Raw genomic sequence first — 21,842 nt, forward strand, 5'->3', positions numbered from 1 at the left:
TCGTGCTTCTTTACAGAAACAAGCTATCTGCCAAGTGATTAAAACTTACTTTTGGGACAGCCCCTTTTGCTTCATTATCGTTTGCTCCGCAGAGTCAAATTGAGTTAATGGAATTACTTCTTGAACATACTTCGAAACATTGCAAAGAATAGACCAATACAGACCACCAAGATAGCGATAATCCAACCTGTACTTAAATTTTGTCCGGAATTGGTTTCAATTGGTGCGGCAAGTTCTACGTTATTCGCTTTTGTATTTTCTACCGTTTCTTGTTCTCCGGTCTTGGTGATCCCTTCCGTTTGTTCAGGTTTCGTGTAGACGCTGTTTGAATCTTGTGCAGGTTCATTCGAATTGGAATTTGGTTCTGCGACAGGAGGGTTCATCACTTCCTCTGGAATTGCAACTGTAAATGAATAGTCCCCTTTAATGTTATGTCCGTCTTCACCAATAATCCGCCAGTTTACAGTATAACTACCGTTCATCAGGGGAGCATCGAAGGTACCTTTGATCTCTTGTTTACCGGTTTCAATCTTTACAGGTATTTCTTCTCCTTTAGCATTGGAGACCTTCAATACAACAAGCGGCTCGATGACCGTCTCAAACTGCAGTTGAACTTGCTTCAACTCAGATATAACCGTTTCCCCATCTGCAGGAGTTGCACCTTTTAAATCAGTATGTGCCCATACTCCCTGCGGGAATATGAGAATAATAAACATGATAATGCCTAATGAAGTCAACTTTTTCAAGATTGATATTCTCCTTCTAACAAAAACAATTTGTTAAAAGTTTAGCATAGAATCTGCCTAGAGGTATGACTCTTTCGAGCTATTAGATGCGACTTTTCTGTGAAACCCTCATATCCCGAGATAGGGTGTTCCTGCAATTACTAAAATCAAAGTGGAGAATAATCGCGGTTTCTAACGCGCTGCCCACACCATGCCTCGACGAATCATCGTTATGACCTGAGGAAGTGTCACAATCTCCGGACTATGTCCGAGCGACGTGTAATAGACGCTTCCTTCTCCATATTTTTTTATCCAAGCGATGGGCATCACTACAGGTCTCCAGACTAAAGGAGGAATGACCCGGTCGAAATACGTGGTAGCCATGGATGGATGGATCCACCATCATATAAAATTGTTCGGTCTTTACAAAAAAATCGCCTATTCCTGCAACAAGCGGATAGTGAGGATATGGAAAATGAACCCGATAGGGTTCCTGGTCATTGCCGGGGTGTGCTAGATACTGACCTCCGACCATGCCTTGATATTCAAATTCGCAACGGAAAGCATCACCCGTCCCATGCAGCCCGGCGAGACCGGTCCCGGAGGCAACCGCATTCAGTAAATTGTGTGCAGTTGCTCCTTGGTAATGACACCTGCTGTCCATAGGGGAACGATTAAGTCGGTTTGCTTCAGCTTGTTGGTATCCAAAAAAACATCAAGGCTATCTGAAATCTCGACGTCAAAATGTTCTTCCCGCAAAACCTTGGCCACGATCTCGGAAATCTCCCGTGGCTTATGCCCCTCATATCCTCCCTGCACGATTAAAGCCTGTTTTCGGTTCATTCTTCCTCCCCCCTAACCCAATATATGCGTTCTGCCCGAAACCCAATGCATCGATCAATAGAATTGGCCATCAGCGTAACCTTTGACTGCAAAATGCAGTGCAAGTAATCCACCGAGTGACCAACCCCCAATCAACAACGGGCTGCTTTGGGTACTCCTGCAATCAACTAACTCAAAACCATTTAACACAAGATAATGGCACTTTTTTGTCCCGACAAGTGCCTAGTTGAAACGTGAACTAGATTATTTTTTTCTGATGAATGATTTTCTCTTTCTTGCGTTCCGATTGCATATATCGTTTAAATCGGAAAAGTAAAAAAACAGCACGGATGAAAAGATCAATGGCAATAGAGAGCCAAACACCTGCAATTCCCATCCCTAAATAAATACACAGCACATACACCCCGAGAACTCGAATTAGCCACATTCCTATTGCTGTGCTATACATCGGGCTTTTGGTATCGCCCGCCCCCTGCAGAGCACCTGCGACGACTAGACCGATCGCCAAGAACGGTTGGGCAAACGCATCTATTCGAAGCGCTGTTGTCACCATCCCGATTACTTCCTTATCATTTGTAAACCAGCCGGCTGCTATCGGTGAAAAAAAGAACATGAGCACTCCGACAAACGCCATGAATATGACCGCGATCCAGGTGGTTAGCATGCCGTAATCGTAAGCATCATTCTTGCGATTAGCCCCTAAATGCTGGCCGACGAGTGTCGTAGCTGCAATAGCTAACCCGTAACCCGGCATATAGGAGAAAATTTCAATATTACCTGCTAGAACGTGAGCTGCATAAACGTCAGTGCCGATTCGTACAATCAGGCCGAAATACAACACTTGCCCAAATCGCATAATTAAACGTTCTGCAGCCGCTGGACCAGAAAGCTTTAACAGCGGCAAGGTGAACTCGTTGGAGGCGCCTCTGCGAAGGGAAAAAGACAGCTTTGATTTTCGGATATAGATGAACAGAGCAGCTGCTCCAATGACTCGGACAATCGCCGTCGCCCATGCCGCCCCCGCTATTCCCCATCCGCCCCATTCTCCTAGTCCAAAGATCAATACATAATCCAAACCAATGTGTATCAGGTTTACCCAAACGCCAATTTTCATTGGCGTCTTGGTATCGCCCGCGGCGCGCAGAATGCTGCCGAAAACCGTCATAAGCGATAAAAAAATGGACGGGACCGCCACAATACGGAAATAAATGACCCCATCTGCCAATACACTCGGTTCGGCCCCCATAAGTCGTAACAATGGTTCTGCAAAAAAAAGGGTGATGACGCCGAACACCAGTCCTAGTAGTGCGGAAATCCACGTCGATTGCCGCGCTATCGCTTTGGCTTTGTCGATTTCCCCGGCCCCCACACTACGGGCAATTAATGAGGATGTGCCTACACCCATTGCCATGAACACCGCTATGTACACTGCTACAATGGCATTCGTCACACCTACAGCAGCGACTTCATTAAGGCCAATCTTGGAAACAAATAGCGTATCAACAAATCCCACTACCGTTTGCAAGAAGTTTTCAATCATAGCTGGTATGGCAAGTGCTAATATGACTTTGATCTTTTGATTTCGGCTGGTATCTCCGATGGGAACTGCTGCTGACATGAAACGAACCTCCGCTATCTAAAATAATTTTCTAATTTGTTCAATAAGTTGTTCGTGTGTACTCATCTCACTTATGGGAGTGTACTTTTCTTTCATGATGTGGATGTCCTTCATGGCTATGCTGATCTGCATGTGTATGTGCATGTGCGTGCGCAGATGGAAAGGCTTGCTGATTAGATACACGAATGATCGGTCCGTTGCGAAACAGTGCGGCGGCAAACTCGTTAGGATGATGCTCAGTGAACAGTGCGTAAGAACCTGGCTTGGTGATTCTCACAATGAAATCCACATCACCATCCAAAAGCAACTGTGTCAGATCATGACTGGGTTGGAGTACTCCGCCGCTGGACAAGACTTGCACATTACCTTTAAAAACCTCGATAGCATCAAGTTTTGCCATCTCGAGAGCGTCATGGGTGGAATCGGATAAAGGTAATAAGGCTATGAGCATTGCTGGGTCCGGACCTTCATCCAGTGTAAATTCATAGTCGCCATCGGAAAGCTTATACACACCTACCCACTCGAAAGGGTAGTTCAGTGCATGTTCCCCACTGCGGCCATGAGCATGTCCGTGGTGTTCATGGAAATTTTCATGGGAGTGAAAAACTTCTCCAGCCTCTTCTTCCGGATCGATGTGAATATGAACGCTTCCCAAATGCTCAATATCATGCTGCAAGCGGTGAATAACGTTTTTCACAATGTCATGCCCTTCTTTAATCGACAAATCTGATTCCACCGCTATACTGATATCGGCTTTGACCTCATGCCCGAACCAACGTGCCTTTACCTCAGTAACGCCCACTACCCCTCGAACATCCTCAACAGAAGCAGTAATTAAATCAATGGTCTTGGGTTCAATCCCATCGAGCAATCGGGAGAAGATGGTTTTCACAGAATCTTTAACGATAAAAATAATGGTGATCGTAATGACTAAACCAACAATAGGGTCAATAATCGGATATCCCAACCATGTTCCGATCACACCAATTAATACAGCTAGAGAAGTTATGCCATCTACGCGGGCATGATGCCCGTCTGCGACAAGAGCCGCGCTTCCCATCTTTTTCCCCATCCTGATTCTATAGATGGCAACCAACTCATTACCTAAGAAACCAACAATAGATGCAATCGCAACTGCCCACAGATTGGTTAAAGATGAACCGTTAATCAAACGCTGTACGGATTCATAACCAGCCACAACTGCACTAATGGCAATAACGATGATAATAATAAGTCCCGCTAAATCCTCACTTCGATTTAGCCCGTACGTAAAGCGCTTAGTAGGCAGCCTCCGGCTTAGTGCAAAAGCGATCCATAACGGGATCGATGTTAATGCATCACCAAAATTATGAATCGTATCTGCAAAAAGAGCGACACTTCCAGAAATAGCTACTATGATGGCTTGAAAAATGGCTGTAATCAGCATAGCGACTAGTGAAATCATGAGAACCCTTGTTGCTTCTTTGTTCTTTACAATGCTTGAGTCCACGCCAACATGCGAATGCCCATGTTCCCCGTGAGAATGTCCGACGCCCATTCGTAAAACCTCCTTTGAGTTAACAACTCTATTAAAACATGAACTATAAAGAGTATATCCCCCTAGGGGGGATATTGTAAACGACGAATCTAGCCCCTCAAAGGACTTCGTTCGCCTTATACGAATGGTTTCGTGGATTCTTGGATTCAATAAAATAGGCTAGAAAGTAAAAAAGTGAGGAGAATGTTAATCCCCTCACTTTTCACTCATTTACCGGATATAATTGTCTAGCGCTTTTTGTAGATCAGATAACACTTGATTTCGTTGCTCATCCTGAACAGATGAAACCACGCAATGTTCCAAATGATCTTTTAATACAACTTTGGCAACTGCGTCCAGCGCCTTTTTCACAGCTGCAATTTGAAGAAGGATATCTGGGCAATCTCTACCATTATCAGACATTTCTTTTATAGAACGAACATGGCCTTCTATTCGAGCCAGTCGATTGGTCACTTGTTTTCTTTGCTTATGAGGGTGGGTGTGTCCGTGACTATGTTCGTGTTTCTCTACTTGATTATGTTCATGATCATTCATAAACGCCCTCCGTCCTATAAAACTTATTTTATCCCCCCAGTATGAGGGTGTCAAAGCCAAGATAGAAGATTATTGTTAAAGGAAGGTTTAGCAAAAGCAAATGAGCCTGGGGTACGATAAAGCCATCATCGTCATACCATCGTAAAAGGTTTCGGCTCAAAGATCCTGTCCTATACCATATCGCTTGAATTACTGACGAGGGAGAGGTGATTGCGTTGGAAGCGATAGGAGGATTAGTGGCTTAATATAAATTATTTACTCTGGTGAAGCCATCCGTTTTGAATACATTTAATACTCGGAGTCAATACTTTCAGTATGTATGCCATAATAACGGAGGCAGTAGACGATTGTGGAATTGATTTATTTGGCTTGCATCGCTGGTTGGATCTTGTGTTCATTGAAATGGACGGATTGGAGTAGATTCGAGGAATTTCGGGCGAGTATGTACGTGTTGATCATAGGTAACTTCCTGTATAGTCTCCTAACGGAAGACAAGCATACATGGAAGTTTAAATCGCCAACATTTCATTTTTCGCATGATTTTGTTCAAATCCTTATTACCTTAGCCATAGCGTTCGCTATTCTGATTTTCTTGTCGCACTACCCTGAGAAATCGATACTCAAGCAAGTCCTATATCTATCACTCTGGGTTGGGATTTTTAGCTTTCAAGAGCTGTCATTTTCTTTTTCTTTTTTACCTTGGTATTCAGTCTAATATTCCAAGTTGACGTTATATTCAACAAGGAATCGTAGCTATTATATTTAGAAATCGTAAGCGATCATGTATGTATGTTTGTATGAATTGCTAGTTTTGGAGCTAGAACCGTTAAGTGTAAATAGATAATTACGTTAACGAGGAGAGGTGTCCTGTATGGAAAAACAGCTACGTAATCAGTACACGGAAGAGTTCAAAAAGAGAACTGTAAAGTAGAACAATCAAAGTCGATGCCGGAGATCGCTGGAGAACTGGGTATCTCGGCTGGTGTGTTGCACTCATGGAAGCAAAAGTACCGTAGCGAGATTCGGGCAGAAATGCTCACGTTCTTGTTTTTGCTTCTCGGTCTCCATGTTACGCAACTGTTGTTCCAATTGACGAACTTTATCTGGTGAAGCTTGGACTTCTGCTTGCATTCATGTTACACCTGGCTCTTTGATATCAGAGTATCTGCTAACATACAGGTAATACTATACATTACCTGACATTGAGAACTTGATATAACTTTGCTTTAGACACTCCGGTCTGCTCAGTTATTTCTTTTATGGTATATTTCCGACTATCATACAGAAGCAGTGCCATTTCAACTTTACTCTTATCCAATGGCGGTCTTCCCCCTTTTCTACCTCGAGCCCGAGCGGCTTGTAAGCCGGCCTGGGTTCTCTCTCGAATTGTCTCTGCCTCCATTTCAGCTAAACCAGCCATAATAGCGAAAAAAAGCTTGCCCGCTGGTGTGCTAGTATCTACTCCCAGAGTGATGATCTGCAGACTGATTCCTCTTTCTTTAAGATCATGCGAAAGCTCGATTAACTGCTTTGTCGTCCGGCCAAGTCGATCCAATTTCCAGATGACTAATGTATCCCCGAAACGCAAGTACTCCAAGCAGCGAGCTAACTCTGGTCGATCACTTTTCTTTCCGGAGACCTTTTCCTCGAAAATACGCTCACATCCGGAAGCCTTCAAAGAATCGATTTGTAAATCCATGGACTGATCGGCAGTCGAAACACGAGCATAGCCAATTTTAGTCATTCCAATCCCCTCTTGTCCATTAAACCTTCGATTAGTCTATTTAATATACCTTGAATAATAGACGATTTAATAGACAAAAACAATGATCAGTTTGGGGTATTTTAAGCTGATGTTTATAAAGTCTAAAAAACGATCGTTATTTAGACACAGTAGGTAGCCATCTTATCCTTAAGAAATAACTAATATGGGTACCGCTAACAAAACGCGAAAAACGTACGCTAATGAAAAAGAATACATTTTCATCGAGCGCCGTAAGCAACTTCAAATCAATTCCGCCAAACTCTTCACTTTCACCCTGAATGATTATTTTTAAATCCTTGCTGCTGCCCTCTGGAAAGCGAGATCCGTAAATAGGGTAGTACCAGTGAAGCTGACGTCACCCGCAAAGTAGATCTAATTAATTGAGTTAACTCACTCATCACGGTTTTTGCTGTCAGTTCGGCATCAAACATGTAAGGAGTTACCACATCGGCCATTGAACCGGGGATAGCAATATAACCGGTTACCCGTTAACGTGGTGAAAGCCGGATTATTTCAATGTTCATTGCTCCTTATTGTTAAGTCAACTGGGCAGAGTAATACCTATCAGTCCAAGAGATGACGAAAAGGATGCATCCAATTACTTGAATAATTGGAATCTCCCTTCTGAGAGCCTTAGCTAATCAAAAGAGCAACCCTTTTGGGTTGCTCTTTGCTTGGTGAATATCAAATTCTTATAACTATCGATTTTTATAGTCTCGATGAAGTCATCGATGTAAACCAAATCAACAAGAATGCTTTCAGACACAAACGACATTTAAACAGAAGAGGTTGGTACTTGGTAATTTTCATTCCGCTCAAGGTAAAACTTCTCCAACAGCTGTTGTTCAGATAAAACGATTTATTAATCCATAGAACAAAGAGAATTTCGCAAAAAACAAAATTGAAACACAGTCTTTGCGCTCATGCAGCAGCTGTTTATCACGCCTGGATTTCTATCGATTGCCTTGTCTATATCGATTGCCGCTCAACTCGATGCCGGTACAGGAGGTCAGGCGAATTGTGTTTTCTTCGGTAGGCGCCTTCTGCGTGCAGGCGATCGAATTGTCGATAAAAACGAGTTCATCCGTATGCCGGGCGTCTAGGGCGGCCGCTTCATTGAGCATGAATTCATTACGCTCGATCCGGATATGGCGATGAATCTGTACTTGATCGCCCAGCTCCGGCGCTTCGGGCTTGATCAGGATGACCGCAAGCTCCGTGCTTCCGCAGGCGATGAAGCGATTGCCGCGGATCGACAAATCCGCCACTCTGCCAGATTCGTACCATTCCCACGCTTCGTCTGCCACCAGAATCGCGCTCATCGCCATTCGATCGAATTCGTTATCCTCGATCAGTACACGGCGGCAGGTCGACACCAAGATCCCCCGCGTCGGGATGCCGGTGAAACGGTTGCGTACGATTTCGACTTCAGGGGTCCATGTTACGTTTTCCACCGCATCGCCTTGCCTTATGTCGGATGGAACTGCTTGCTGAAGTGACAATTCGATTTCTCGCTGGGAAATGATTCGCACGGACTTGACGACATTATCCGCATAATGCTCAAGAGTTGCACCCCTCACAAAATCGACAGCATCGCCGGGATGGAATGCTTTGATGCCGTATGTTTGTGGATGCATGAAACGAACGCGTATCCGATTGTCTTCAGGCTGCCCGACAATGCGTAAATACGTGCCATGCACGTTGATCGCATCGTCATGCGCACCCGCAAAACGGCAGTCCGCCACTCGGATCGTTCCCCGGCAGCCGGACAAATGAACGAAATCGGCAAATGCCGCGACCGTTCGTCCTGTTTCAAGACGGGGCGCCAGTTCAACGTTTTCCAAAGTCAGATTTTCACTGAACTGGCCGACCATGCCGAGTCCATGCATAAAATGCATGCCTACATGATGCCATCTCACATCCCGGCTCTCGACCATGAGGACACCGACCTGATCGCGGATGCCGTCTCGCGCCTGAAGCACCGCGCCTACCGGTAATACCGGAGCCTTCACGAAGTTCAAACGCAGCAAACCCGGTTCTTTTTCCTCAGCAAACGTTGCCTGCTCGATCAGATTATCGATGCGCCAGGTCGTACCGCTTTCGCGTTCAAACTGCTGCATCGGTCCTTCGTGAAAGCGCCAACCGTCCCCGATCCAAAAAAGCCGCCCATTTTCTATTTCGTAATGTGAATCGGGATGTACGCGAACGTCCAGATGGTGACTGCCTGATTCCACGACCGTCATCTCAACTACAGTCGGACAGTGATAATCCACATGCAGATTGCGAATTTCGATCTGCTCGCAAGCGTCGATAACGAACATCGTTTGTTTGCCGTGAAAGACGAACAAGGCTCCTTTACCATCCAGCGTGACGTTGCACAAGCCGCGAAACAGCAGCCCGATCGTTCTCGTAATATCCGGATTTTCCGTTTCGCTCGCAGTATTCGTAATATAATAGGGTGCGCGGACCGCTTCGTCGGTATAAAAATCGTAGCGTCCTGCGGCGCATTCGATTAAAGCCGGCCGCGCAAGTGCAGCAGCCGCTTCAATGGCACGCCGCATAGCCAGCTGGGTATCTTCCCCTGTATCCGGAACAGCTCCATAATCCGCAAGACGAATAACAGTTTGAACTGGAAACGAACCTTTGTTTTCTTGCATAAACAACACCTTTCTTGTTCGTTATGAAAGGCAATAAGAAGTGTATTTGCCATTGTAAACAATGGTCATATCCCACTCAATATACATCCCGTCTGTTAAAGAAAACAAAAGAGACCGTCAGCGCCGTAACACCCCAGACAAGGAGCACAAGAAGCGAGAAACCCAGTGACATGCCTTCAATCGGGGGAGCGGCATCCTCCAGATAGTTGATCAACTCAAGATTCACCATAAACATATACTTGGCTGATTCCCATGAGGCAACCATCGTACTTAGGATGGTTCCGGCAATCAGGCAGGCCAGCATAATACCCATTACAGCCGCTGTGCTTCTTAAGAGTACGGAGAGCATGAACGTAATGGTCGCTACAACGAGGGAAACGAACCATGCCAATCCGAGCTCCATCATAATATATTGCCATTGCGGAAGCATATGAACGCCGGACGCATCCAGCTCGCCTCCACTAACGGAAAACCCTGTTAGCACAGGTGCCTTCCAGCCCTGAAAGCCGAACACTGTTCCTGAAATCAAGGTGGATAATAGACCGAACATAGTGATGATAATCGATACGCAGAGCAGCAGAGCCAAATATTTGCTGAGCAAAACGCGCCATCTTTTCACCCTGCGGGTCAATAGAAGTTTGATGGTTCCAGAGCTATGTTCGGACGAAACGAGATCGGACGCGACGATCATCATCATTAAGGGAAGCAGAAGACTGATTCCATTCTCTACAAATCCCCGCACGAATGTCGGCGCACCCGGTTCGGACGGATTGATGTTGTGATCTAAATAATATTGCTGCAAACTGATTCGGATCTGAAGCTCGGCCGCATCCTCATCCAGCGCGCGTCCGCTCGACATGCGATTTTCCCATGATGCAATTCTCTGTTCAAGTACCAGCCGCCAATCGACGTCTCCGAACCTCTTGAGGTTTTCTTCTGCCTGACGAAGCTGTGCATAGGTAAACAGAGTGATCAATATGGCGATGATCAGCATCACAACGAGCAGGCGCCGCTTCCCTGCGATTTTAACCATTTCGTTATACACTAAGTTAGTCAATGCCCGTCCCTCCCGTCAGCTCCAGGAACAGATCCTCCAGTAAGGGGAGTTTCCTGCTCATTTCCATTACCGTGACTCCAGCCTCCACAAGCGCTTGATTCCATCTCCCGACTTCATACTCGACATAAGGTGTTTTCACGAGATCTCCCGTCGTTTCAACCGAATCCGTGAAACCTCTTAATACTTCTATTCCTTGAGAGCGGGGAGACAGCCGCCAATGCACCTGTTCCCTCTGAGCAAGAAGATTGTTCACCGTATCTACTTGGACAACCTTGCCTCGTGATATAATGGCCACCCTGTCACACATCAGCTGAATCTCGCTTAATAAGTGGCTGGAAACGAGCACAGTCAAATCTTCTGTTTCTGCTAAGTAGCGGATGAATTCTCTCATCTCCCTGATGCCCGAAGGATCCAGGCCATTCGTCGGTTCATCCAGAATAAGCACTTTAGGCCGCCCCAGCAAAGCCTGAGCGATGCCGAGCCGCTGGCGCATGCCCAGCGAATAGGTTTTTACTTTGTCATTAATTCTCGCACTCAGCCCGACCAGACGAACGACTTCATCCAAGCGCTCCTTATCGATTCCGCCCATCATCCGGGCAAAATATTGCAAGTTCCCCCATCCGCTCAGGTAGGTGTAGAGCTCAGGATTTTCCACAATGCAGCCTAAGTTGTCCATAGCTTCGGAAAAGTGGGTGCGGAGATCGTAGCCGCATATGCGAATGCTGCCGGCCGTTGGCTTGATAAGTCCGACCAGCATGCGGATGGTCGTTGTTTTACCCGCACCGTTCGGTCCCAGAAAGCCGAATACCTCCCCTCGTTTTAACTCGAAATTGAGATCGCGGATAATCTCCTTCTTCCCGATCACCTTTCTCAAACCTCGAACCGACAGAGTGATTTCACTCATTTGCCCACCCCCTCCCAGCTCATTAGAGATGCAATCCGCTCTCCAATCAAGCGATATCCTGCTGCATTCGGATGAAACAGGTCTTTCGCCAAGTAATCTTGTATATGCAGTTGAAACAAATCGAACGTTGGAACGAGAACGGTCTGAGGGTATTTGGCTGTGACCTCCCCGGTTTGATAGTTCCAATCCCTTACGATTTTTGTTGTCGTTTCGGTGTTCCCAAGCTCAATAAACGGATTATACAAGCCGATCAGATAAATATTTGCAGCTTGATTCTGCTCGCGAAGCTGATGCAGAATGCCATCTAGACGGCGCAAATATTCTTCCTCGATTTGACCGATGTTCGCCGGATCCAGCTTGCCAAGCGTTTCTCCATCCTGGAACAGATCATTTCCACCGATGCTCATCACAATGGCGTCGGCCGACTTTATTTCATTCAGATGGCTTTGTAATTGTTCGGCCAGTCCGACAGACGTCAGCCCGTTCACACCAAAATTATGAAGCACAATTTCCTGCTGCGATTGTTCCTTGAGGTTCTCCAGCAAGTAACCGACATAACCCTTGCCGCCTGGATCTCCGGTACCTCTCGTCAGGGAGTCACCCAGAGCGAGCAGCCTGAATTTGCCGTCACTCTTCACAGGCTCAGGTGTATCCGTCGCCATCGGAAGCGGAGTCGCTGCTGCCGGCGCCGAGCCGCCCCAATAATCCTGGAGTGTCCAGGCAAGAGACAAGACCCAAACCACACACGATAATGCCGCGATTCCCATGAAAAGCTTGATCCATCGTTCTTTTGCCACTTCGAACCTTCCTTTCTGAGTCATGCTAGTCCGAACATACCACACAAAGATGAGAGTAAGCTTAAAAATAATGGAAATTGGACATCATTCTATCAATCGCCGGGAAAGTGACCTTCCGGAAGCCTTTCTTATAGCTCGCCCCTTCCACCAAAACGACGGAGGGGGACCTTTGCTTCTACAAGCAAAAGTACCCCTCCAAGTACATCATCATCATTTGGCCTATATTTCCTTATCCCCGGTTTTTCCTCCTTGCAGAGGACTTCAAGTTCAATTGCTCTCTATATTTGGTCACCGTTCTGCGTGAGATCAGCAGCCCTTCGCTTGTCAGAAGCGCTGCGATTTGTTGATCGGATAACGGCGTGGCCGGCTGTTCTGCAGAGATGTATTCACGAATTCGCTCCTTCATGTAGATAGCCGAAACCGTTGTTCCGTCAGCATGTTTAATCGAGGACGAGAAGAAATGCTTAAGCTCAAACAGTCCCCATGGGGTTCGAATATACTTTTGGCTTACAGCGCGGCTTACGGTTGATTCATGTACGTGCAGCGCTTCGGCGATTTGCTTCATGGTCATCGGCCGAATATGGGAGGAGCCGTTCCTGCAAAACTCCGCCTGCACTTCGAAAATAACAGTGGCTACCTTAAGCAGTGTCGCCTTTCTTCGCTCGATACTATCGGATAGATCTTGAGCCGCCTGCCAGTTGTTCTTCAAATAGCGGTGGATATCCTTCGAAGCATGCTGCTCCATTAAGCTCAAATAAGAACGATTCAAGGAGATGGCTGGAAGAAAACGATTATCAAGGCTCACTTCATATTCCCCTGCTGCCTGCTTAAGTTGAAGATCAGGCAGGATATACTGCGGCTTCTCCCAGCTGTACAACGCCCCAGGCCTCGGATTCAGGGAGCTGATTTTCTCGATGGCTGTTTTAATTTCCGACAGCTCTGTTTCGTATTTCTCCGCCAGCTGCCGGTGCTTTCCTTCTGCGATGCTGAGCAAATCATGCTGAACGAGGTTAAAGATTAAGGAGTTTACCTCCTGCCGCTGGCGCAATTGAAGGAGGAGGCACTCCGCTAATGTTGAAGCCCCGACACCATGCGGCTCTAATCCTTGTATGACGTCGACAGCCTCACTTACCTGCTTTAAAGAAGCGCCGTTTAACGAAGAAATTTCTTCTTTGGAATAGAAGAGATACCCCTTCTCGTCCAGATTGCCAATGATCCATTTGCATAGAACCAGGACAGCCGGATCGAGCTTCATATAGGTGATCTGCTCCAGCAATACCGATTCTAAGGTTGCCTCTCCGGGAAGGCTGACATTCAGCCACCAATCTTGTTTGGAGCTGCTCGCAAAGCGGATAGCGGGGATCTCCTTAACGGGCTGAAGCTCGATAAAAGGATTTTCCATCGCTTGCTGTTTCATATACTCATTCAAATCCAAGGCGGACATATGCAGAATTTCCATGGACTGCCGCATCTGAGGAGTAAGCTGCAGTTTTGATTCTTGTAGGGCGGCCAATGCGATTTCCATGTGCATTCCCCCTGATTATATTTTCGGGTCCCTTACTAGATATTATATTCGCTTCATTCTTGCAAACGCTATACTAAAATAAACCCTGTTCTCTTCGTCAAGGAAGAAAAACAGGGCCTTTATTTTGTTCCTGGTAAATGAAAAGCTTAAAGACCCAGCATGCGCCGCTCCTCATCCGTGAACATCCTTGAGCGAGTCAGAAAACGCCGTCCTTCCGGGCCCTCAAGCGAGAACATCCCGCCTCTGCCGGGCACCACGTCGATGATAAGCTGCGTATTCTTCCAATAATCGTATTGGGCTTTGCTCATATAAAAGGGTGCACCGCCTATGTCTCCCAGCCATACGTCGCTGTCGCCGATCAGAAATTCCCCTTGCGCGTAGCACATTGGAGAGCTGCCGTCGCAGCAGCCGCCAGACTGATGGAACATGACGGGACCATACCTCGCCTTTACAGTTTCGATTAGCTCCAGAGCGACATCGGTAGCGACAACCTTGCTCACTTCTGCCGTCATACTAAGCCTCTCTTAGAAGAAGCCCAATGCATCGGGGCTGTAGCTGACGAGCAGATTTTTCGTTTGCTGGTAATGCGAGAGCATCATTTTGTGATTTTCGCGGCCAATACCCGAGGTCTTATATCCGCCAAAGGCCGCATGGGCAGGATAAGCATGGTAGCAGTTTGTCCATACGCGGCCGGCTTGAATGCTGCGCCCCATCCGGTAGGCCGTGTTCATATCGCGCGTCCAAACGCCGGATCCAAGTCCATACAGCGTATCATTGGCGATCGCAAGCGCCTCCTCCTGATCCTTAAACGTCGTGACGGAGAGAACCGGTCCGAAAATTTCCTCCTGAAAGATTCTCATTTTGTTATGCCCCTTCAGAACGGTCGGTTGAATATAGTAGCCATCGGAAATATCTCCTTCCACCGCTGCCCGATTTCCGCCGATCAGGCATTCGGCACCTTCCTGCGCGCCGATATTAATGTAGCTCATAATCTTCTCAACCTGCTCGGTGGAGGCCTGGGCCCCAATCATCGTTTCCGTATCAAGAGGGTTGCCCTGCTTGATTGCGGCGACCCGCTTCAAGGCTCTTTCCATGAATCGATCATAAATGGATTCCTGAATTAACGCGCGTGACGGGCTGGTACAGACTTCTCCTTGATTCAGAGCGAACATCGCAAAGCCCTCAATCGCTTTATTGAAGAAGGCGTCATCTTGCGCGAGCACATCCTCAAAGAAAATATTCGGCGACTTGCCGCCCAGCTCCAAGGTGACCGGTATCAGGTTCTGCGATGCATACTGCATAATCAGGCGGCCCGTCGTCGTTTCGCCGGTAAAGGCGATTTTCGCAATCCTGCTGCTCGAGGCAAGCGGCTTGCCCGCTTCAAGGCCGAAGCCGTTAACAATATTGAGCACGCCAGGCGGCAGCAAATCTTCAATGAGCTCCAGCAGCACCAATATGGATGACGGGGTTTGCTCGGCAGGTTTGAGGACAACCGCATTTCCAGCCGCAAGAGCCGGAGCAAGCTTCCATGTCGCCATGAGCAGCGGAAAGTTCCACGGTATAATCTGACCGACGACGCCGAGCGGCTCATTAAAATGATAAGCTACCATATTGTCATCCAATTGGCTGAGTGAACCCTCCTGGGCACGAATGCTTCCAGCAAAATAGCGGAAATGATCGATCGCCAGCGGCAGGTCGGCTGCAAGCGTTTCCCGAACCGGTTTGCCGTTATCCCAGGTTTCGGCAACGGCCAGCATTTCGAGATTCGCTTCCATGCGATCGGCAATTTTATTTAAAATAACGGCGCGCTCCGCAACAGACGTGCGGCCCCATGCGTCCTTCGCAGCGTGAGCAGCGTCCAAAGCCAACTCAATATCCTCAGAAGTGGAACGCGGAACCTCGCAAAAAACGCGGTTATTTACAGGCGAAGGATTGTCGAAGTATTGGCCTTTAACAGGCGCAATCCACTGTCCTCCGATAAAGTTCTCGTACCGTTTTTTAAATGTAATCTTCGATCCGTTTTGTCCAGGTTGTGCATAAATCATATAAGCTCAGCCTCCTTAAAATGGATTACATAAGGAATAGAAGCAAGAATCATGCCAACTGGAAAATTAGCGTCAAATCAACCTTCCTTGTAAACGCTTTACGATTGTTGTTCGTTTCTGATACACATCAGTGTTCCATTTCGGAACATTCTTTCTTCCGGCTCTCCATTATTGAAAATAACTGTGGTATGATCGGTTTAAGGTACCGATTACGATGGAGGTGTTCGTTTTGCTATCCGTGGGAAACGACTTTTTATCCGAAGCAGCAGCGTTGTCTTGGAAGCGCTGTCACGATTTTGGCTTAAAGCCAACCGATCCTGCCAACGATAACATCTTAACCGAAAGCCGAATTCAAGCTCTATTAAGACAGAATGAGCAAACCATACATTACGCGGAGCAAGTATTCGAACAAATGAACATCAGCATTAAGCAATCCGGCCAGATGGCACTGTTTATCGACTCGGAGGGAACCATCATTCATACGGTCGGCGATGCCGATTTCTCAAGCCGGGCAGTTGCCGTTCAACTGCAGGTGGGAGCCAATTGGGCCGAGAGAAGAAAAGGCACGAATGCAATCGGGGTCGCCCTTGCAGAGAAGAAGCCCGTACGCGTGCATGCCCAGGAGCATTATTTTTACTCTAATCATTTCTTGACCTGCGCCTCAGCCCCTGTCTTCAATTCAATCGGAGAGCTGATCGGCGTCATCAATATTAGCGGAAAGCAAGAGAATTACCACGCCTATACGTTTACACTTGCTTGTATGGCGGCCTATTCCCTGCAGAATAAAATCCTGCTGGAAGAGTCGAAGAAGGAACATCTTATTACCTTGAGAGAGCTCGAGCATACCGCGCACAACCATCCTCAGCCGCTGCTCTCTCTCAGCCGGGATAATCGTATCCTTGGCGCTAATCAAGCGGCTATCCGCATTGTTGGCGCCGACGCGATCGGCAAGGAGTTCACGAAGCTGGAAGGCTTTTCGGTCGAAACCATTCATAATGATCATCAGAAGCTGTGGCAGTCCGTCTCCATTCGGAAGCAGGCGGTAAACGAGCCTCGCTTATATTCATTCAAGGATATTATCGGTACATGCCCGCTTATCATTCAGAAAAAAGAGCTTGCCCAGAAGGCAGCTGCGACTGAATTCCCTATCTTATTGCTGGGTGAAAGCGGAGTGGGAAAGGAATTGTTCGCGCAATCGATTCATACCGCCAGTACCCGGTCGGCGGAGCCTTTCATTGCATTAAACTGCAGCGCCATTCCGGACAGCCTGATCGAGAGTGAATTATTCGGATACGCCCGCGGCGCATTCACGGGAGCGAACAAGGACGGCAATGTCGGGAAATTCGAGGCTGCCCACAAGGGCACTATTTTCCTCGATGAGATTGGAGACATGCCTCTTCGGGCTCAAGCTGCGTTATTAAGAGTGCTCCAGGAAGGCATGATTACCCCGGTAGGAAGCATAAAGAGCAGGATCATTGATGCGAGAGTCATTGCGGCAACGAACAAGGACTTGGCTGCGGAGGTAAAGGCCGGCCGGTTTCGCGCCGATCTGTATTACCGGTTGAAGGGGATACACATTACGCTGCCTGCATTACGTGAAAGAAGCGATATATTGACATTAGCCGTTCATTTGCTCCAAAAGCATACTTTCCCGTGTCCATTCCTAACGGAAACCGCGCAGCACAAGCTGTTAAGCTACAGCTGGCCGGGCAATATAAGAGAGCTTAACGGCATTCTTATGCAAGCGGTCTTCCTGGCCGGAAAGCAGCCAATTGACGCCGGGCATCTGTCATTCGAAGCATCCGATGAGGCTGTGCAAGCAGAATCAGGCGAAGGTCACCTTCAGACCATGAAGGACGCGGAAATTACGGCTATCAAGAAGGCGCTAAAGGCCTCGGAATGGAACCTTAGCAAGGCGGCCGGACAATTGAAGATAGGAAGAACGACTTTATACCGCAAAATCGAGGAATACGGCATAACGTTATTTTAACGAGCTTACGCTTTCCCGTAATGAAAAATGGTTGAGCAGATCGAAATATCTGTTCAACCATTTTGCGTTATTAGGTATTGTATTAGTGGCGGCCGGTCTGAGCTTGAGCGATGACCGCCCCTGTCTTGCTGTAGACGAAGACAACGGCGAGGGAGTTGTACGGATCTCTGTCATACAGCTGGCCTGTGTAGCAGGACGTTTGTCCTTTTTGCACCAGATCGTTACCGCCAGTGCTGTTGCAGAAGGTTCGAGCGTTGGAGGCGCTCCCTGATCCATAAAAACGGTAGGTGCCAACATTGGCATATCCATTATATGGCGCGTTAGAATAGAACTTCACATAGCCCCAAGCAGTGTGGCATGCGGCGCTGCCTCTTAGCTGCACATAACCAATTTTCTTGCTGCCTTGGTAGATGTATTTGGTCTCATATGTGATAGGGCTTTTGTAAGCACATCGCGTAAGGATCCGTATTGTCATAACTCAAGGCGAAGGCATGCGAAGGAATCGTAGCAAACAGTAATCCGAACATCAGCATGGTGGTCATTAGGACACGTAATGAGTTTTTCACAGACCGCACATCATCTTATCTTCACTGAATTCATGACCTTTTTTCATGATGTCAAACAGGATGCGAATCAGTTTGTTACAACGCGCAATGAGCGATTGCGCCTTTTGTTTTACTTCCCCTCTCCGTTTCCATTCCGCATGTAAACCATAAGAAAAACCGTCAGGGAAGTTCACCCTGACGGTCCTTTTGGGTTCGAGCACATCTGAAATCCTATATGGAGCAAATCAGATGACAATAAACTTACGGCTTTTAACAATGAATGCCGAGAGGCTATTTTATTATTTAGGAGGCGCTGTAATCGTTGAAATAGTGCACTCCGTCGTGAGCGGTATCACCCGGTTTTGTTCTTCGATTGGTGTTGAACCAGAGTTTATCCCCTTTGGCGATTCCAACGCCCTCTATCTCAAAAAGGTCAGGATATTCAGCGGACGTAATGCGGAATGACAGATTATTATCTGCATTTATTGTACCCGAGGCAGTTGATATATTACGATAAACAAGTACGATGCTAACGTTTTCATATGTCAGCGGAACATATATTGTATCGTTATAATAACCGAAACCCTGGAATGCATACGAGGTGATATTAGATACGGTACTGCCGTTGACCCGAGCATTTTCAATATTTAGGCTAAAGCCATCGGATACATTAATTGTACCGCTGTTTGCGGTCAGTTTGAGTGAACCCCTGTATAAGGTTCGTCCGGATTTGAAGAGAAAGTATATGTTGTTAGCGTCTTTGCTGGTAATTTTCACACCCGACATTGACTTGTCTAAACCTTTGTATTTGATTGTGTAGTTACCAACTTTGTAATATTTCGTTCCTACATACTTCAGTTTCACGAGACTCATACTGCCGGAGTTCATGGTGATGACAAACATATAATAATTTCCGTCGATTGTGCTAAGCACCAAATCGTTGGCATGGCCGAGGTAAGTAGCATAAGTTGTCCCATTATCACCGTTTGTCATGAGCGTAGTGGTTCCGTCGCTCATTTTGGTACGGTAAATGACTGCCTTAGTATTGTCACTGTTAACTTTAGCGGAATAGACATAGGTAGATCCCACAGCAAATCCCTGTGCGGCGTAAGAATTATTTGCATTGTTGAGCGTTGCGACGGTGGTGTAGGTGTTGTAATATGCCGCACTGGCTGTGGCGGGTATCAACATCGCTGTGCAGAGGAGAAAGACTACAAATAAGGTAAAACGTTTCATCCTTCCCATCCTTCTTGTAAACATGCTCATCATACACTATACCTCCATAAAAATATTTTTATGTTGTGTAAATCAATATATATTAACCTGAATCCGTTCGTGATCAATCAGTAAATTAGGCCTAAAAGTCACAGTTAATTGTTCCAATAATCCCCTTTATGAATAATTCCATAGTGGTCTCCTAATTGAGCAATACCAAGGCCAAGCCGCTGTTTCATCCCTAAGGACCTTCTTTTTCTCAGTATCAAAAAAGGGCTGGGATTTGCTCCCAGCCCCTTTTTGTCAACAGGCCCTCTATGCCAGCGGCCTTGTGGATCAAGAAATCATTGAATGGATTGCAGATGCTCGGAAAGACGATCCCAAGTTTCAGTAATGCCTTGCTCCATCCCCATTTCCAAGACAGTCTTGAGCGCTTCTGCTGAAGCATATTGAGCCCGATTGACAAGCTTCGTCTTGCCTTCGTGCTCGATAAAAGTCATCATAATCTGTGAGGAGGGCATCCCCTCCGCTTCATTGCCTTCGGCATCCGAAAAGTAGTCGACGTAGGCAATCTTCTCCGCTTCTACGATTTCCTGATAGACTGCTTTGCCCCAAGACTCGTATCCGTAGAAATCCCCTTGATTCTCATCGACGCACTTCATGCAGTAATGCCATACGCCTCCCGGACGAAAATCGACGTTGCAAACCGTAAGCGTCCAGCCGCGGGGGCCCCACCAGTGCTTGAGATGCTCTGCCTCTGAAAACGCTTTGAACACAAGCTCGCGAGGCGCATTAAAAACCCGCTCCAGAATAAGTTCATTACCCTCTACCTTGGAAATCATTTTGTTCGACATTGAAAATCCTCCTTCAATTTAGTTTGGTTTGATTTCTTGGTTCTTTCACAGTTTAGCTTGGAGATTCCTTCTGAAAGATGTTCTCAAATCAGGCTGGGATTCCTCCATTCGACCTTAGCCAATATCCATTTTCATTATTGCTCCTGAAATTCTGTTTGGTTTGATTCCTTTAATTGCAGCTTCTGCAGATAAATCTCCAGCGCGTCGAATTGTTTATCCAAGACAACGCGGTAGGTTTCCAGCCAAGTGTCCAGTGTTTGAAACGCCTCCAATCGTAGCTTGTAGTTGCGGCGATTGGCAGCTGGTTCTACCTCGACTAGCCCGGCCTCCAGCAGGACGCGCAGATGCTTCGAGGCCTGAGGCTGGCGGATTTGAAGACGATTGGCGATATCCCCTACGATCAAGGGACCATCGAGCAGGAGCTCCACTATTCGCAAGCGGTTAGATTCGGCCAGTGCGCTGAACGTCGTTATATCCATGATTCGGATGTCCCTTTTTCGGTTCGAGTCATATCAGTCCACCTCACTTCGTTTGAAAGGTGCTTTGCTTATATTCACAATATACCCTAATAGGAATATTCCAGTCAAGGAATATTTAAAACGTGATCTTCCCCAGCTTAAATAGAGAGATGTTCACCCTTCAATTTCCATGCGATTCAATTTGCTGCCATTACTTCTGCGGGTACTTTGTATAGAACATAATTTCTAGTCCACATTGTTCCTGTTATGATAACCCGGTCTTCCTTTTCGAAAAAAATCCCATTGCCATCAAATGAGTCATAGTTCAACCCTTGATCTTCCATTTTCTTATTTATTTTATCTCTTCCTTCTTGTTGATTCCCTTTAAAGCCCAACCAATAATAGCCATTAACCTTCTCTAATTCAACCAACTCATGATTACCGTTTTCTAATTTCCAAACCGCTTCTTTCTTTGTGATTCTTTCAAAGGGAAGCGTTGGGTAATAGAATTTATTAGAGTAAACCCAATAACATATGATAAATGCCAGCAGTATGGCGGCGCCTGAAAATACTAAAATCTTATTTGTTTTCACGCTGCTCTGACTCCTTTCCCGTAGTAACGGTTTACCGATGTCCTATTAGACGGGTTAGACGAACCGCAGCTTCCCCCGTAATATCTTTTGCTGAAATAATAGAGGTTATTGATAGCAACAATGCATGATTTAGACGCAGATTTGGAAGTAGTTGTTGCAATAGCTTGCTGCCCGTAATTT

At 46.7% G+C, this 21,842-nt stretch carries 20 protein-coding genes and 1 pseudogene; 1 reads left to right on the plus strand and 20 read right to left on the minus strand.

Features of this window, described 5'->3' with window-relative positions:
• Window positions 1-113: 113 nt before the first annotated feature.
• The 15 genes and pseudogenes from ACFPYJ_RS30810 to adh all read right to left on the minus strand — a co-directional run bounded on the left by ACFPYJ_RS30810 (window position 114) and on the right by adh (window position 16,007).
• Window positions 114-746, minus strand: a complete 633-nt coding sequence (locus tag ACFPYJ_RS30810) for a copper resistance CopC family protein (protein ID WP_379192090.1) — start codon at window positions 744-746, stop codon at window positions 114-116.
• Window positions 747-917: 171 nt separating this feature from the next.
• Window positions 918-1,109, minus strand: a complete 192-nt coding sequence (locus tag ACFPYJ_RS30815; RefSeq protein ID WP_379192091.1) for a ThuA domain-containing protein — start codon at window positions 1,107-1,109, stop codon at window positions 918-920.
• Between the two features lie 67 nt (window positions 1,110-1,176).
• Window positions 1,177-1,389 (minus strand): annotated as a pseudogene (locus ACFPYJ_RS30820) (hypothetical protein); the annotation flags it as partial.
• Window positions 1,341-1,568 carry a ThuA domain-containing protein gene (locus ACFPYJ_RS30825; RefSeq protein ID WP_379192092.1) on the minus strand — a complete coding sequence of 76 codons (228 nt, stop codon included), beginning with the start codon at window positions 1,566-1,568 and terminating at the stop codon, window positions 1,341-1,343. The gene ACFPYJ_RS30825 and the pseudogene ACFPYJ_RS30820, both read right to left, overlap by 49 nt.
• A 238-nt stretch (window positions 1,569-1,806) precedes the next feature.
• Window positions 1,807-3,186 (minus strand): MATE family efflux transporter, encoded by a 1,380-nt coding sequence (locus tag ACFPYJ_RS30830; RefSeq protein WP_379192093.1) that lies wholly within the window; start codon window positions 3,184-3,186, stop codon window positions 1,807-1,809.
• 67 nt (window positions 3,187-3,253) lie between these two features.
• On the minus strand, window positions 3,254-4,723 hold the full coding sequence (locus tag ACFPYJ_RS30835; RefSeq protein ID WP_379192094.1) for a cation diffusion facilitator family transporter: 1,470 nt from the start codon (window positions 4,721-4,723) through the stop codon (window positions 3,254-3,256).
• Window positions 4,724-4,933: 210 nt separating this feature from the next.
• Window positions 4,934-5,257, minus strand: a complete 324-nt coding sequence (locus tag ACFPYJ_RS30840; RefSeq protein ID WP_379192095.1) for a metal-sensing transcriptional repressor — start codon at window positions 5,255-5,257, stop codon at window positions 4,934-4,936.
• 1,192 nt (window positions 5,258-6,449) lie between these two features.
• Window positions 6,450-7,001 carry a recombinase family protein gene (locus tag ACFPYJ_RS30845; RefSeq protein WP_379192096.1) on the minus strand — a complete coding sequence of 184 codons (552 nt, stop codon included), beginning with the start codon at window positions 6,999-7,001 and terminating at the stop codon, window positions 6,450-6,452.
• A 974-nt stretch (window positions 7,002-7,975) separates the two neighbouring features.
• Window positions 7,976-9,679, minus strand: coding sequence for an alpha-1,3-galactosidase-related protein (locus ACFPYJ_RS30850; protein WP_379192097.1), 1,704 nt, complete (start codon window positions 9,677-9,679; stop codon window positions 7,976-7,978).
• A 76-nt stretch (window positions 9,680-9,755) separates the two neighbouring features.
• Window positions 9,756-10,736, minus strand: coding sequence for an ABC transporter permease subunit (locus ACFPYJ_RS30855; RefSeq protein ID WP_379192098.1), 981 nt, complete (start codon window positions 10,734-10,736; stop codon window positions 9,756-9,758).
• Entirely contained in the window at window positions 10,729-11,640 is a 912-nt protein-coding gene (locus ACFPYJ_RS30860) for an ABC transporter ATP-binding protein (protein ID WP_379192099.1), read from the minus strand. Before ACFPYJ_RS30860 ends, ACFPYJ_RS30855 begins: the two co-directional genes overlap by 8 nt.
• Window positions 11,637-12,437 carry a GDSL-type esterase/lipase family protein gene (locus ACFPYJ_RS30865; protein ID WP_379192100.1) on the minus strand — a complete coding sequence of 267 codons (801 nt, stop codon included), beginning with the start codon at window positions 12,435-12,437 and terminating at the stop codon, window positions 11,637-11,639. Before ACFPYJ_RS30865 ends, ACFPYJ_RS30860 begins: the two co-directional genes overlap by 4 nt.
• A 229-nt stretch (window positions 12,438-12,666) precedes the next feature.
• On the minus strand, window positions 12,667-13,962 hold the full coding sequence (gene rpoN, locus ACFPYJ_RS30870; RefSeq protein ID WP_379192101.1) for an RNA polymerase factor sigma-54: 1,296 nt from the start codon (window positions 13,960-13,962) through the stop codon (window positions 12,667-12,669).
• A 146-nt stretch (window positions 13,963-14,108) separates the two neighbouring features.
• Complete coding sequence (locus ACFPYJ_RS30875) at window positions 14,109-14,474, minus strand: DUF779 domain-containing protein (protein WP_379192102.1); 366 nt, start codon at window positions 14,472-14,474, stop codon at window positions 14,109-14,111.
• Window positions 14,475-14,486: 12 nt separating this feature from the next.
• Complete coding sequence (adh, locus tag ACFPYJ_RS30880) at window positions 14,487-16,007, minus strand: aldehyde dehydrogenase (protein WP_379192103.1); 1,521 nt, start codon at window positions 16,005-16,007, stop codon at window positions 14,487-14,489.
• Window positions 16,008-16,245: 238 nt separating this feature from the next.
• On the opposite strand from adh, the gene ACFPYJ_RS30885 reads away from it, so the two are divergent.
• Window positions 16,246-17,997 carry a sigma-54-dependent Fis family transcriptional regulator gene (locus ACFPYJ_RS30885; protein WP_379192114.1) on the plus strand — a complete coding sequence of 584 codons (1,752 nt, stop codon included), beginning with the start codon at window positions 16,246-16,248 and terminating at the stop codon, window positions 17,995-17,997.
• Window positions 17,998-18,079: 82 nt separating this feature from the next.
• Here ACFPYJ_RS30885 and ACFPYJ_RS30890 read toward each other — a convergent pair whose 3' ends face one another.
• The 5 genes from ACFPYJ_RS30890 to ACFPYJ_RS30910 all read right to left on the minus strand — a co-directional run bounded on the left by ACFPYJ_RS30890 (window position 18,080) and on the right by ACFPYJ_RS30910 (window position 21,662).
• The gene (locus tag ACFPYJ_RS30890; protein WP_379192104.1) at window positions 18,080-18,472 is read right to left on the minus strand and encodes a DUF2690 domain-containing protein; all 393 of its coding nucleotides are present in this window, start codon (window positions 18,470-18,472) and stop codon (window positions 18,080-18,082) included.
• 373 nt (window positions 18,473-18,845) lie between these two features.
• Entirely contained in the window at window positions 18,846-19,778 is a 933-nt protein-coding gene (locus ACFPYJ_RS30895; protein ID WP_379192105.1) for a hypothetical protein, read from the minus strand.
• 323 nt (window positions 19,779-20,101) lie between these two features.
• Entirely contained in the window at window positions 20,102-20,611 is a 510-nt protein-coding gene (locus ACFPYJ_RS30900; protein WP_379192106.1) for an SRPBCC domain-containing protein, read from the minus strand.
• Window positions 20,612-20,745: 134 nt separating this feature from the next.
• On the minus strand, window positions 20,746-21,090 hold the full coding sequence (locus ACFPYJ_RS30905; RefSeq protein ID WP_379192107.1) for an ArsR/SmtB family transcription factor: 345 nt from the start codon (window positions 21,088-21,090) through the stop codon (window positions 20,746-20,748).
• Window positions 21,091-21,266: 176 nt separating this feature from the next.
• On the minus strand, window positions 21,267-21,662 hold the full coding sequence (locus ACFPYJ_RS30910; protein WP_379192108.1) for a hypothetical protein: 396 nt from the start codon (window positions 21,660-21,662) through the stop codon (window positions 21,267-21,269).
• Window positions 21,663-21,842: the final 180 nt, after the last annotated feature.

It is taken from the genome of Paenibacillus solisilvae, from assembly GCF_042656405.1.
GTDB classification, from domain to species: Bacteria; Bacillota; Bacilli; order Paenibacillales; family Paenibacillaceae; genus Paenibacillus_Z; species Paenibacillus_Z solisilvae.